We start from the raw sequence: 13,597 nt of genomic DNA on the forward strand, positions 1-13,597 counted from the left end.
TGATGTGCCGCATGCGGAAAGTCGCGGACACCCCGCCTTTCAATGCGTTTCAAATCTATATTGGAGGTGGACGCCATGAACGTTAAGCCCATGATCAGATGCAACTGCGGTCAGAGAGTTGTGTCCAAGGACGTCACGCAGACCGGATACTATCTGCGGCTTGTCGGTCCTAGTTTCGTGTACGTCAAGTACCGCTGCTCCAGATGCAAGAAGCTCGGCGAGCAGTTCGTCAAACAGCAGGACTGGGAAGACGGCATACTGAGGGATGTACCCTGCGAGATCACGCCCGTCGAGCACAGCAGATTCCTGTCCATGGGCGAGATTGACGTCCACGAGGCCATAGACTTCCACTTCGCCCTCGAGGAAGACCTCGCTCTCGGCAAGCTGGCCGACTTCATGGAATACGACCGCGCGATTGTGCCGGAAGAGGATTCCAGCGTGAAGTGATCTGAATCCGCGCGCACCTGTGACCCAAGGCCCGGGACTCGCTCCCGGGCCTTGGTGCGTTTACACCCGCAAGCAGTTGTGATAGAATGCCGGCAGTTCGAGTGGGCGGAGCGAGACGTTGATTCCCCTTAGAGACGAGAATCCGACGCAAAGAATCCCGTATGTGGTCTACGCGCTGATTGCCGTCAACGTGTTTCTCTTCCTCTACAACGGTGTTGCCCATCCCGGGCCGCTTGCGGGTTTCGAACTGATCCCCTACGAGCTTGTTACGGGGCGAGATATCGGCCCTCCGACGCCGGTTCCTGCCTGGATGACCATATTCAGCTCGATGTTCATGCACGCCAACCTTCTGCACATCGGCGGAAACATGCTCTATCTCTGGATATTCGGGAACAACATTGAGGACATCCTCGGGCACTTCAGATTTCTGGCATTCTATCTGATAGCCGGTCTTGCCGCCGCCCTGGCCCAGGTCGCGCAGAGTCCCGGCTCCGAGATTCCGATGGTCGGTGCGAGCGGAGCGATCGGCGGCGTCCTCGGGGCCTATCTGATTCTCTTCCCGCGTGCTCGCATCATCAGCGTCGTCTTCTTCGTCTTCATTCAGGTCATCGCGCTCCCAGCCTCGGTCGTTCTCGGAATGTGGATCATTCTGCAGGTGATCAACTCCATCGTGTTCAGCATCGGTACGACCGGTGAAGGTGGCGTCGCATACGCGGCGCACGTCGGCGGATTCCTCTCGGGCATAGGCATGATATACATCCTGGGCGGCAAGCGGCTGCTCAACGGGCGCCGGATCGGCTACTGACAGGCGCAGCGCGTTACCGGCGGAGGTTAGCTTTGGCGAAAAGAAACTGGATCCTCGTTCTGCTTCTGATCCCCGGCCTGCTGGCCGCACTGGCTCTGCTCGCGAACAGGCTCGATATCGAATCCCGCAACAAGTCCGTGGAACTCGCGCTGGACTATGCTGAACTGCAGAGTCTCTCCGCCGCGTCCGGCGTCCCCATGCCTGTCCTTCTCGAGCGGTTCAAGGCTGCGGGGGTCACCGGCGTGGCGATCACCGAGCAGCTGTTCGGCGATCTGACGGCAACCGGGCAGGCCTCCCTGACGGAGCGCTACTCCCCGGAGACTCCGCTCACCGTTGTGCGCGTGCAGGATTCCGCGCTCAGGGAGAGGCTCTATCGTTTACTGGGCGAGCGTCTCCCCCCGGAGACCGTACTTCGGGTCCCGGAGGATTTCGCCCCTCAGGCATCCGACGAGATCGTCGTGAAGGCTGCGCCATTGACGCTCAACGGCATCGGCCTGGGGCTTCAGCCCGAGGCAGTCAGCATTGTGCGTGAGTCGGGGCTCGACGTCGTCGCCCGGCTGCAGAACAATCCCGTGCTCACCGTCAAGGCCGTGGACGCCGCTATCTCCGAGATGCGGGCTGCCAGCGTCACCAGGCTGATCTGCTCGGGCGAGGAGGTCCTGGGGTTCCGCGGCCTTATCGAGGCGGTTGCGGCGCGTCTGAAGTCCGCAGGCATGGCGTACGGCTCGGTCGAGTTCGCCAAGCAGCGAGGTGACGCGGGGATGTGTCGTCACCTCGATGGGTTCTTCATCAGGGTGCACAGCATTCCTCTTCCGGAGATGGCGGCTCTGTCGGCGAGCCAGGCAACTGAGCGCTTTGCCCGTGCAGTCAAGGAGCGCAACATCCGCTTGTGCTACGTCAGGCTCTTCGAGGCTACCGGCGAGGACCCTGTCGAGGCAAATGTCAGGTTCGTCGGGGGAATCCACGAAGCTCTCCGATCTGTCGGATACTCCGCCGGTCCCGCGAAGCCGTTCGATGATAGGCCGCGCTCAAGTGCGCTGACTGCCGTCATGGGAGTCTCGACCGCTGCGGGATGCATCCTACTGCTCAGCTCACTGATCACTCTCTCTGCGGCGGTACAGTTCGTGCTCCTGTCTGCCCTATCAGCGTTGTTCGTCGGCCTCACCCTTGCGGGCGACTTCGGGATGCAGATGACGGCGCTGTCGGTAGCGGTAATCTTCCCGACGCTGGGGGTGTTTCGAGTCTACGGGCCGTACCTCGGGAGGGAGATATCTGGCTCGTTCAGGCATCCGGCCCTGCGTTCCACCGCCCGGTTCGTGCGCGCGTCCGCCTATACGCTTGCCGGCGCCCTGATGATCGGCGGCATGCTCGGAACCCGGGACTATATGTTGAAGGTCGAGCAGTTTGCCGGGATCAAGGTTGCCCATCTGCTCCCTCTGCTTCTTGTCGTGCTGTTGATGTCTGCGGGGCTGCCGATGATGAATGAGGCCCTGCCTGTCGCGTGGAGGAGGATTCGGGCGAACCTGAGGGAGGTCGGCGCCAGCCCGCTGTTCATCTGGCAGGCCATGGCGCTGCTTTTCGCGGTCGGAATCATCGGTTTCGCGCTGCTCCGAACGGGCAACGATCCCGGTGTGGGTGTCAGCGGCCTCGAACTGAAGTTCCGTGCTATTCTGGACAAGGTGCTGGTCGTGCGGCCGCGAACCAAGGAATTCCTGATCGGCCACCCCGCGCTGATCATCGGTGCGGCATTCCTCTTCGCCAGGCGCAGGACGATCGGTCTGCCGCTTCTCGCGCTGGGCGTGCTGGGCCAGGTCTCCATGCTCAACACCTTCTGCCACATACATACACCGCTGGCCGTCACCATAATGCGTGCGTTCAACGGGATCGTCCTAAGCGTGCTCATAGCCTTGCCGGTATGGTGGTTCGTGTGCAAACCAATCGTCCGAGCGACGGCTCCGTCCTCCCGGAACGACGACGGGAAGTAACCTTTGGCCGCCTCAAAACGTATAACAATATCAGGATACTACGGTTTCTCGAACGCCGGCGATGAAGCGGTTCTCGCTTCGATCGTCGGCGGGCTGCGCCGTCATATGGGAGACGGCGTTGAGATTACCGTTCTCTCCGCGACCCCCGCGGAGACCGCCGATGCCTACGGCGTGACGGCAGTTCCACGGATGGATATGGGCCGCGTGAGGGAGGCGATTCACGGCTGCGATCTGTTGATCAGCGGCGGCGGAAGCCTGATCCAGGATGCGACGAGCTTCAAGTCGCTGGTGTACTACCTGCTGGTGATCACGACCGCAAGGCGCGCCGGTCGCCAAGTGATGATCCTGGGGCAGGGGATCGGCCCGCTCCGGCGGTTGTCGTCCCGTGAGTTCACTCGGATGGCTCTCGACGGAGTCCCGCTGATCACCGTGCGGGACCTCGAATCGGCGGATCTGCTTGCGGAGATTGGGGTCAGGCGCTCCCGGATCGAGGTGACGGCAGACCCGACTCTCGTGCTTGAACCATGCGATCCGGAGCAGGCGCGCAAGCTTCTCTCCGAGTCGGGCGTCGGTCCGAGCGATGCTGTAGTGGCGGTGGCGCTGAGGGAATGGCCCGAGTCGCCGGGGCTCGAGGAAGCCGCGGCAGCCGCGTTGAGTCGACTCTCGGCTCGGATTCCTGCGAGGCTGCTGCTGGTTCCAATGCAGCGCCCCGAGGATTTCCGCCTGGCGGAGCGAGTCCGGGAGTCTGTCGGCGACAAAGTGGCGGTCCTGCGCCAGGGATGCGATCCACGTCTCATTCTGGGCGTGATCGCGGAGTGCCGGATGGTGATCGCCATGCGCCTTCACGCGCTGATATTCGCAGCGTCCGCTGGGGTACCGGCGGTCGGCATTGCTTACGATCCAAAGGTAGAGAGCTTCCTCTCGGCATCCGGGCAGGAGTCGGTGTCGCTGGCCGAGATGGAATCCGGCGTGCTGACTGATCGGGTGCTGGAAGCCTGGGATCGTCGTGACGAGCTCTGCAGGCGCCTGTCGGCGCGAGTTCCGGCGATGAGAGAGTTGGCCGAAAGGAATCTCAGCCTGGCTGTTGAGTGCATTGACAGACGCGGTCGCTGAGACGGCCTGCGGCGCGGGGTCAATTGCGCTCGAGCGGAAATGGAGGCTTCAGATGAAGAGTTTCGAGTCTCGGATGATCCTGATGCTGTTCGCGGTTTCGTTCGCGGCCGCAATGGTTGCGGGCTGTGGCGGGACGACGTCTTCGAGCGCCGTTCACGGCACGGTCTCGGATATAGAGCGTAACGTGGTTATAGATGCCAGGGTCTGGATCGGCGGCCAGCAGACGAGATCGCTGGCGTCAGGCGCATTCCGACTGCCGAACGCGCCGAGCGGCTGGCAGACGATCCGCGCCTCGGCTACTGTCAACGGGGCGACCTGGGAGGGCACTACGGCGGTCGAAGTTCTGCGTGACGGCCCGACGATGAACGCGAATATCGTACTCTCTCCCGCGAGTCAGCAGACCAGCATCGAGGGATACGTCAAGGACTCGACCGGCAAGGGCGTGTCCGGCGCGCGGGTGCTTCTGACCACTCGGCTTCTCCGGCCCTCCGATTCCAGCGCCTACGATGGTCCTTACGGCTCGATCGTGGCGGTTACGGATGGCAACGGGCGCTATACCATGAGGGATGTGCCGCTCGGCTTGAGCGCCGTCATATCAGCATCGAAGGTGGCTTTCGAGAACGACGAAGTCGAGATTCCGAACATCACCAGCAGTATGTGGGTTGACTTTCGTCTCTACGAGTCTACGTTGGACACCCCGGAGCCGCCCACTCTGGAGTACATTGAGTCATACACGATGCCGAATCCGCTGACAAGGTCGCTCTCGGCCTCGTCGGTGTCAGGAAGCAATCCTTACGACGCCGTCCGGGCATTTACCTCTGAGAGGTTCCGGGAAGCGCTCAAGACAAGGAAGCAGCCTGAGAAGCAGACGATGGCGGTCAGGGCCGTATCGCCCGACTCGCTTATCGAGATCGACCTGTACTGGAATGCGCTTGACGCGAACCTGTCGAAGTATCTGGCCGGCTATGGCATCTACCGCAAGGTCGGTAGTGCTGCCAGACAGGCGATTGACTTCGTCCGCGATCCATACGCCAACTTCTACGGCGACATGGGCGGTGAGATCGAGCCCGGCCTGAGCTACTACTACCGTGTCTCAGCGGTGCATACGGAGTTCCTGGACCGGTGGAACGAGTGGATTGACGAGTCTGAGAGCAACTGGAGCAACGAGTTGAGCGTGACGCCTCTCGGCTATCTGCGGTCGTCTCTCCCCGCTAATGGAGGCTCCGTGTCCGGCAATCCGCTGTTCACATGGCAGGCGCTATCACGGGCCGTTGCATACTCGGTCTATCTCTATGACCGATTCCCGACCATCCCTCTCGATCCGGGAGGGGACTACGGCGGCGATCCTCCGTCCTACGGTGTCTTCCCGATCTGGACGTCGGACTGGGAGGACGTAACCTCGGTCAGGTACGATGGGTCCCCACTCCGGAGCGGACGGACGTACTACTGGATAGTGACAGCGGTGGACTATACCGAGACCGCTTACTCTTACGCTGAGCTGAGATCCTTTGTCGCGGACTAGCCTATGAAGCGTTGGCTCCCGTACATAACCGGGCTGGTGCTGGTCGCTGGGATCGCATGGTCTTTTGCCTACATGCGGGCCCTCCACCCATTCGGCAGAGCGGTCACCGATCTCGGTGACGAGCACCTGCAGGACGTCGGTCTCGTCTTCGAGGGTGCGACCCTCGTCGGTTGGTCGGAGCGCCAGCGGATCTGGAAGATTCAGGCGAAGACCGTCGAGGTCAGTCGCGACAGGCGGCGTGCGACGTTCCGGCACGTTACCGCGGGCAGCCTCATCAAGGACGGCGAGCCGATCGCGACCATGAAGGCTGGCAAGGTCGTATACAACACCATCACGCGCAATGCGTTCGTGCCCGGAGCGGCCGCCCTCGCGGTGAAGGACGGCCCGTCGTTCAAGACAAACAGCATCTACTGGAAGGCCTCTGCTTCCAGACTTGCGTGTGGGGGTGGAGTGAGTGCGACGTTCGGCGGTAGCACATTTCACGGCGAAAAGATGGTCGCCGACCTTGCGAAGAAGGAACTGACCATCTCGAAGGTGTACGGAACCATACGGTTGCCGGACTGAGAGGAGAGCGTGCGGTGCGCGCATTGAAGACACGTCCGAATCGAGGGCTATGGTGGGCATTGTCCTGCGTGGCGCTGGCGCTCGCGGCTGTCGCGGTCGTTGCCCAGCAGCCAGCAAAGCCTCCCGCCGAACCGAAGTATACCGAGATCAAGTATTCGGCCGACGCTTCGTCGTACCGTTGGGAAGGCGACGACCGCGTGATCTCGCTCAAAGGAAACGTGAGGTTCATCCAGGGTGATACCACGGTCACCGCAGACAAGGCCGACTATCAGGAGAAGACCAAGACCGCGGTGATCTCGGGCAGTCTGAAGATCGCGGACCCGCAGACCACCATCACCGGCGAGCAGTGTACGGTGAACTTCGAAGCGAAGACCGCCGCGCTGATCGGGAAGGTCAGCATGGTTACCAAGCCGAAATCCAAGCCCGACAAGCCCGTCGATGACGCCAACAAGTCGCTCAAGTCCGAATGGAAGGACGAGGCAGTAGTCACCTGCGACAAGGTCGAGTACTTCTACAAGGAGAAGCGCGCAGAGGCGTCCGGCAACCTGAAGATCGTTCAGAAGAACAGGGTCATCACAGCCGATGCGGCGACATATCTCGTCAGGGAAGAGACCTTGAAGCTCGCTGGCAACATCCAGGCCGTGGACGACAAGGAGAAGCACAGCTTCTCTGCCCCGAAGGTCACGGTTTCACTCAAGGAAGGCGAGGAGTGGATCGAGGCCGAAGGTGCGTCAGGTACCTTCCAGGTCAAGGACGAGGATGAGCCGGCGGCGGCATCTTCTCAGTCAACTCCCGAATGAACCTCGGATCGAATTGAACCCCGTGCTTCTTCGCCAGATGCACCTCATTCCATGCGCCGGCATAGTCGCCCCTGAAGTACAGAGCTACTGCCAGGTTTCGCCGCGCGTCACCGTAGTCCGGCGCCATCTTCACCGCCTCCCGGAAGTGGCCGATCGCCTCGTCGAGCTTCCCTCTCTCGGCAAGGTAGTTCCCGAGGCTGTAATGCGACACTGGCTCAGGGCTGATCGCGAGTGCGGCCCGAAACTGCTCGGCGGCTTCGTCGGCCTCTCCTGAGTCCTGAAGCGCGATACCCAGCGCGGCGTGGGCCATCCCCATCCGTGGATCGGCGGTGATTGCCCTCCTGAGGTGCGACATGGACTCAGGCAGCCGGCCCTGCGCATACAGGAGAACCCCAAGCTCATACTGCGATCCCGCATGCTTAGGGTCGATCCGGACTGCCTGTTCGAACTGCGGAACCGCGTCTTCTGGCCGACCGAGGCTCGAATACGCCAGTCCGAGGCCGTAATGCGGTATCGCCTCGCCGGGCATGATCCGGAGCGCCTCGCGGAAGTGCATGATCGCGTCATCCGCCCTGCCTACGTCTATCAGCGCCAGTCCGAGGTTGGTATGTGCCTGCGGGTAGGCCGGTCGCAGTTCGATGGCCATCTCATATTCCCGGACCGCGCGTGCGGAGTCGCCGCGAGCCCGGAAGTCCGCTCCCCGGTCGAAGCGCCATTTCGCCTCGTCCGGGGCGTACCCGGTCGGGTTGAGCGACGCCAGGGCATATGCGCCTAGGATCAGCAAGATCGAGACTGCTGCCGAGACGAGCCTGCGGGCGATGAAGAAGCCGACGATGCGGTCTATGCCGTACGCGGCGGGAAGCATCAGGATCGGCACAATCGGCACGCGGTATCGCCCGGCCGCGAAGAACGGCAGATAGGACACGAAATATGCTCCCACGAAGAGCGCCGCCAGTATCATAATCTCATATTGCCGCTGGACCGCCGGGTCCTTCCGTCGCGAATCCCCTCGGATCGCCGCCCCGAGAAACAGTCCCGCCCCGACCACGGAGAGCGCGAGCACCAGCGGGAACCTGATCGGAATCCTTCGCAGTACCTTCGAGTCCGCGCGCTCCAGTTCGTCCTCCTTGTTGTGGCCGATCTCCTTGGGCCCCCAGAAGAGCAGCGCCCGCTTCCAGGTCAGCTTCAAGACTTCAATCGGGTGCGACCTGATGTAATCCTTCGCCTGACCGGAAAAGTAGGCTGAGACCTCCGAGTGGGTCATCCGTCGGCCGGACTTCGATTCGAGATTACGGACGATCTGTGGGTAGTCGTAGCACGTTTCGAATCGCCCGAGCCCCGGGATCTCTCCCACGCAGAACCCGTCGGCCTTCGGGTTGTTTCCGATGAGCAGGTTGATCCCACCGTTGGTCGAGATAGGAACGAACTCATGCGCTACCACCCAGTTGCGGATCGTAACGGGCGCGATCGTCAGCACCGTTCCGAGGAAGAACCCGACGGCGGTTGTGCGAAGGAGTCGCGAATCCTTGCGACTGTGCGCGATCCATGTTAGCCACAAGAGCGCGGCCGGGGCGAAAAGGAGTATGTTCGGCCTTACCAGAGCGAAGAGCCCCAGGACGATGCCCGAGTAGAGCGCTCTGACTGGCGAGACCTTGTCGGCCCACAGGCTCACCTCGTATACGAGGAGCAGTCCCAGCGCGACCAGCAGGACCGGCTCGAGAAGCTCTCCCTCGTAATAGACGAACACCCAGTAGGCCGCCGGCAGACCCGCGTAGATCAGCCCGGCCCGCGCGCCGAACCACCTCCTGCCAAGCGCGAACGCCAGTCCGATGCTCAATACCCCGATCAGCATCTGGGCCACGCGCAGCCCCAGGTAACTTCCTCCGGTCAACCGGTAAACTCCCGCCATGAAGAACGTGTAACCCGGCGGGCGAAAGTACGGGGTCTTCGGGATCTCAGGGTCGGGCAGGGTGGGAGGCGGCGCCCAGTCTCCGGTGACGATGCCGCGCGCCCAGTAGTCGTGATAGCCTGCGTCCACTCCGGGGTTCGTGAAGTCCGGACGGTTCGCGATCTCTGCGAGGTACAGTCCCCTGATCAGCGCCCCGAGAAGCAGAATCGCTCCCAGAATCAGTATCTCGCGTGAAACCCTCAACTCAATCCATCTCCGCCAGTGCGATGACTATCTTGTCCTGAATCGCGTTCACTTCGGCGGAACTGCACAGGTGATGGTTCATCATCAGCGAGAAGGCAAGCGGTTCGCCCACCTTCGAGGTGACGTACCCTGAGAGCGTCCGCACGCGGCTGATATACCCGGTCTTCGCCCTGCAGTTTCCCTCCGCTGCGGTGCCCTTCATCCTGCTTCGAAGTGTGCCGTCCACTCCCGCGATTGGCAGTGAGTGCAGGTAGATCTCCGAGTTCCTGTGCCGGTGCATGTACTCGAGCAGCGTTACGAGGTTCTTCGGCGATATGTAGTTCATCCGCGCTAGCCCGGAGCCGTCTATGATGCTGATGGCGGTCATGTCGAGCCCCGCCTTGGTCAGGAACTCCCTTTCCACCTCCGCGCCACTCGAAGAAGATCCTCTGTCCTTGAACTCCGCTCCGAGCGTCTTGAGCAGGGTCTCCGCGATCAGGTTGTCGCTCGGCTTGTTCAGCAGTGGAAGTATTTCGCTCATGGGTACGGACTCCCAGGAAGCCGCGATAGCCGCCCCATCGGGCTTCTTGCCGAGGACTGGCCTGCCTCTGACCTGAATCCCATCGCGCTCCAGCATCTCCTTCAGCACGGTGGCCGCGAAAAGCGCCGGCTCCTCCATGGTGATCGCTTCCTCCCCGCCGGTAGCCTTGTAGTCGAGTGGAATCGCTCCGGTTACGCGGATTACGTTGCGTCCTCTGAGCCTGTCCACGGAAACGGTCTTCTCCGCCCCGGCCTTGACCGTCACGGCGTCGTTCTGAATCGTCATATACGACGTCGCGGGGCTGACCCTGATGGTCGGCTTCGAGCCTTCCCTGGCTCCGGGGCGGATATACACGTCCACAACGTTCCGGTTCAGGCAGATCGCACTTAGCTGCGCGGAGTAGTAGTACGGTTCGTCGTCCCAGTTCCATCCCCAGCCGAGACGGACTTGATCGAACCATGTGTCGTCGGCGACGATGTTGCCCTCGACGGCCCTTATGCCGAGCTTCTTCAGCTTCGATGCCATCTCCCGGAGGTGATCCACGCTCAGCACCGGGTCGCCGCGGCCGACCAGCACCGCATCTCCCTTCAGGGTGCCGTCGCCCGCAACGTTTCCGGTCGTATATATGAACGTCTTGAAACGGTATCGCGGCCCGAGTCTGTCGAGTACCGTCGCCGATACTAGCAGCTTGAAGTTCGACGCCGGGATGAAGACGAGGTCGGCGTTCTTCTCGTAGACGCTTCGCCCGTCCTTGAGCGACTTGACCACAATTCCCTGAAGCCCGTGCGCCAGTGCCGGGTCTGCGAGTGCCCTGTCAATGATCTGCGCGACCTCCGGCTCGGTCGCGGCGTACGATAGGGGTGCGAGGACGGAGACTGCCAGTACCAGCATCACGACGCGCCGGACTGTCAACGCTCGGAGTTCTCTCTTCATGAGCGGTTTCCTTTCCAAGAATGGGGATGCCTGGTGGCAAAGAGCGACACAGACTATGTTCCGTCACCGCCGCGTATATGTCCTTCCCAAAGCGTGATCTTCGGTGCTATAATCGCTTCAACCGAAGGTGAGAGGTGATGTAGATGATCGAGATCGTCGAGATTGCGGCGTCGGTGCATGATCTTCCGTTGAAAGAGCCGTTCGAGACAGCCAAGGGTCGCAAGACGTCCTCTCCGGCGGTCGTGATGGAGATGCGGCTCTCTAACGGCATGAGCGCCTTCGGTGCTGCGACTCCGGTTCAATATGTCACCGGAGAGGATACCGGTTCCGTGCTGTCGGCGGTTGATTTCTGCAAGGACGATCTCGCAGGCATGGATCCGCGATCCTACCGGTCGATATTCGAACTGCTGGAGCGCGCCCTTCCGGACGACCGGTCCGCGAGGGCTGGGCTCGAGATTGCCGCGTTGGACGCCTTCTGCAAGCTGTACGCCATGCCGATGCACCGGTTCTTCGGAGGCGCATTGGCCGAGGTCGAGACCGACGTCACGATCCCGATCACGACGCCTGAGCGCGCGCGCGAGCTTGCGGAGAAAGCCTCCGCCGAGGGGTTTAGCAGTCTGAAGGTGAAGGTCGGCTCCGCCGATATAGAGGAGGACATCGCCCGCATCCGCGCGATGAGCGAAGGCGCTCCGGACTGCGCCATCCGCGCCGACGCGAACCAGGGCTTCGTGCCGACCGCGGCGGTCGGTTTCGTGCATGCTCTGCTGGACGCGGGGGTCAAGCTCGATATGCTCGAGCAGCCGGTGGACTACAAGGATTTTGACGGCCTTCGGTACGTTACTCAACACACCTCGATCCCGGTCATCGCCGACGAGAGCGTCCAGACTCCCGGCGACGCGATAAAGCTGGTGGAACTCGATGCCGTGGACGGCATGAACATCAAGCTGATGAAATCGGGCGTATCGGGCGCTCTGGACATCATCTCCATCTGCCGCGCGGCCCGAAAGGAACTGATGCTGGGCTGTATGATCGAGTCGGCATATGGCTTCTCGGCGGCGATACACCTAGCTGCCGGGACAGGCGTCTTCACCAGGCTCGATCTTGACGCGCACCTTCTCCTGGCCGAGCAGCCGGGTACATCCGGACTGTTCGAGGCCGACGGTTCGACTCTGCGTCCCATGGGATGATGATCGCCGCCTCTCGCAGCTTGACAAGGCCGAGCACGTTTCTGTATACTTCTTCGGGCATGGAGAACCTGGCCGCATCTTGCCCCAGCCCTGCGTGGCTCGTGCGTCCCGAAACTCGGACATGATGAATCCGGTTCGCTCCGGCGAATCACTGAGGATCTGCTCGGAATGCGTGGATTCGTCGTTGGGGCAGGCCGACCGGACGGGAGGACCGATTCTTGGACAAGATTTACATCTCGGGCGGACAGAGACTTGACGGCGAGGTCAAGGTCAACGGAAGCAAGAACGGCACCCTGGCGATCATGGCCGGCGCACTGCTGGCAAAAGGCTCCATTACCCTCACGAACGTTCCTCGCATCGGCGACATACTCACCATGGTCGAGATGCTCCGTCAACTCGGAGCCCGTACGAGAATGGACGGCGACACCGTCGAGATAGACGCTACCGAGATCCACACGAATGAAGCCCCCTACGAGCTTGTCAAGAAGATGCGCGCGTCATTCTGTGTCGCCGGGCCTCTTCTAGCCCGTACCGGCTCCGCGAAGGTTCCAATGCCCGGCGGATGCGACATCGGCGCTAGACCGGTCGATTTCCACGTCAAGGGCCTTCAGGCGCTTGGGGCCGAGATCTCCATCGAGCACGGCTACGTCACGGTCCAGGCCGACAAACTGCGCGGCTGCGAGATCTATCTCGACTTTCCCAGCGCTGGGGCTACCCAACATCTTATGACTGCCGCCTGCCTCGCTGAAGGCGTTACCCGCATCGAGAACGCCGCCCAGGAGCCCGAGGTCGTTGACTTGGCCAACTTCCTGATTGCCTTGGGCGCCAAGGTACGGGGACAGGGCACGGGGACTGTCGAGGTCGAGGGTGTGGACGAACTGCGGGGAGCCAACTACCCGATGATCCCCGACCGGATGGAGACAGGCACATTTGCCATCGCCGCAGCGATCACCAGGGGAGACGTCACCATGCGGGGCGCGTTCGCCGAGCACTGCACGGCGGTCCTTCAGAAGCTGCAGGAGGCAGGTATCAAGGTCTCCTCAGGTGGCGACTGGATTCGTGTGTCGTGCGACCGCCGGCCCGACGCCGTGGATATCAAGACCATGCCTCACCCCGGTTTTCCCACCGATATGCAGCAGCCGTTCGCCGCCCTGCTCTCCATTGCGGACGGCACGTCGGTGATCAGCGAGAACGTCTACGAGCGAAGGTTCAAGTACGTAGCCGAGCTCCAACGGATGGGTGCCGATATCGTCCAGGAGGGCCGCACGGCGATAATCAAAGGCGTTCCCAAGCTGACCGGGGCCGAGGTTTCGTCCAGTGACCTCCGGGCCGGCGCCGCGCTCGTCATCGCCGGACTTGCTGCGGAGGGGCGCACCGAGGTTGCCGGCATAGAGCATGTTGACCGGGGTTACGAGAACATTGTTGGCAAGTTGGCGAGCCTTGGCGCTATGGTCGCCCGCGTGGGTTCCGACGTCAAACCGATCGTCGTTGAGGCGTAACCCTCCATTCGGTTCATATACTCTACGTCTGTGCCGCAAAACACGCCGCAGACTCACCTCGCGCCCCCGG

General features: G+C 61.9%; 11 protein-coding genes. 9 read left to right on the top strand and 2 right to left on the bottom strand.

Annotated elements, in window-relative coordinates; genetic code table 11:
• Nucleotides 1-75 precede the first annotated feature (75 nt).
• The 7 genes from KBC96_06460 to lptC all read left to right on the top strand — a co-directional run bounded on the left by KBC96_06460 (nt 76) and on the right by lptC (nt 7,236).
• Nucleotides 76-447, top strand: a complete 372-nt coding sequence (locus KBC96_06460; GenBank protein ID MBP6964031.1) for a hypothetical protein — start codon at nt 76-78, stop codon at nt 445-447.
• 118 nt (nt 448-565) lie between these two features.
• Complete coding sequence (locus KBC96_06465; GenBank protein MBP6964032.1) at nt 566-1,252, top strand: rhomboid family intramembrane serine protease; 687 nt, start codon at nt 566-568, stop codon at nt 1,250-1,252.
• A gap of 32 nt (nt 1,253-1,284) precedes the next feature.
• Nucleotides 1,285-3,237 (top strand): hypothetical protein, encoded by a 1,953-nt coding sequence (locus tag KBC96_06470; protein ID MBP6964033.1) that lies wholly within the window; start codon nt 1,285-1,287, stop codon nt 3,235-3,237.
• Between the two features lie 3 nt (nt 3,238-3,240).
• A complete protein-coding gene (gene csaB, locus KBC96_06475; protein MBP6964034.1) occupies nt 3,241-4,350 on the top strand; it encodes a polysaccharide pyruvyl transferase CsaB in 1,110 nt (369 codons plus the stop codon).
• Nucleotides 4,351-4,402: 52 nt separating this feature from the next.
• Entirely contained in the window at nt 4,403-5,872 is a 1,470-nt protein-coding gene (locus KBC96_06480) for a carboxypeptidase regulatory-like domain-containing protein (protein ID MBP6964035.1), read from the top strand.
• A 3-nt stretch (nt 5,873-5,875) separates the two neighbouring features.
• A complete protein-coding gene (locus KBC96_06485; GenBank protein ID MBP6964036.1) occupies nt 5,876-6,436 on the top strand; it encodes a hypothetical protein in 561 nt (186 codons plus the stop codon).
• A 14-nt stretch (nt 6,437-6,450) separates the two neighbouring features.
• Nucleotides 6,451-7,236: an LPS export ABC transporter periplasmic protein LptC gene (gene lptC / locus KBC96_06490; GenBank protein MBP6964037.1), complete on the top strand. Its 786-nt coding sequence runs from the start codon at nt 6,451-6,453 to the stop codon at nt 7,234-7,236.
• Here the strand turns inward: lptC and KBC96_06495 are convergent.
• Nucleotides 7,184-9,388, bottom strand: coding sequence for a tetratricopeptide repeat protein (locus tag KBC96_06495; GenBank protein MBP6964038.1), 2,205 nt, complete (start codon nt 9,386-9,388; stop codon nt 7,184-7,186). The genes lptC and KBC96_06495 overlap by 53 nt on opposite strands.
• A gap of 1 nt (nt 9,389) precedes the next feature.
• On the bottom strand, nt 9,390-10,841 hold the full coding sequence (dacB, locus tag KBC96_06500; protein MBP6964039.1) for a D-alanyl-D-alanine carboxypeptidase/D-alanyl-D-alanine-endopeptidase: 1,452 nt from the start codon (nt 10,839-10,841) through the stop codon (nt 9,390-9,392).
• Between the two features lie 143 nt (nt 10,842-10,984).
• Here dacB and KBC96_06505 point away from each other — a divergent pair, with 143 nt between their 5' ends.
• Entirely contained in the window at nt 10,985-12,028 is a 1,044-nt protein-coding gene (locus KBC96_06505; protein ID MBP6964040.1) for a dipeptide epimerase, read from the top strand.
• Nucleotides 12,029-12,246: 218 nt separating this feature from the next.
• Nucleotides 12,247-13,527 (top strand): UDP-N-acetylglucosamine 1-carboxyvinyltransferase, encoded by a 1,281-nt coding sequence (gene murA, locus KBC96_06510; GenBank protein MBP6964041.1) that lies wholly within the window; start codon nt 12,247-12,249, stop codon nt 13,525-13,527.
• The last annotated feature ends 70 nt before the right edge of the window (nt 13,528-13,597 follow it).

It is taken from the genome of Armatimonadota bacterium (assembly GCA_017993055.1).
GTDB lineage: Bacteria > Armatimonadota > UBA5829 > DTJY01 > DTJY01 > JAGONM01.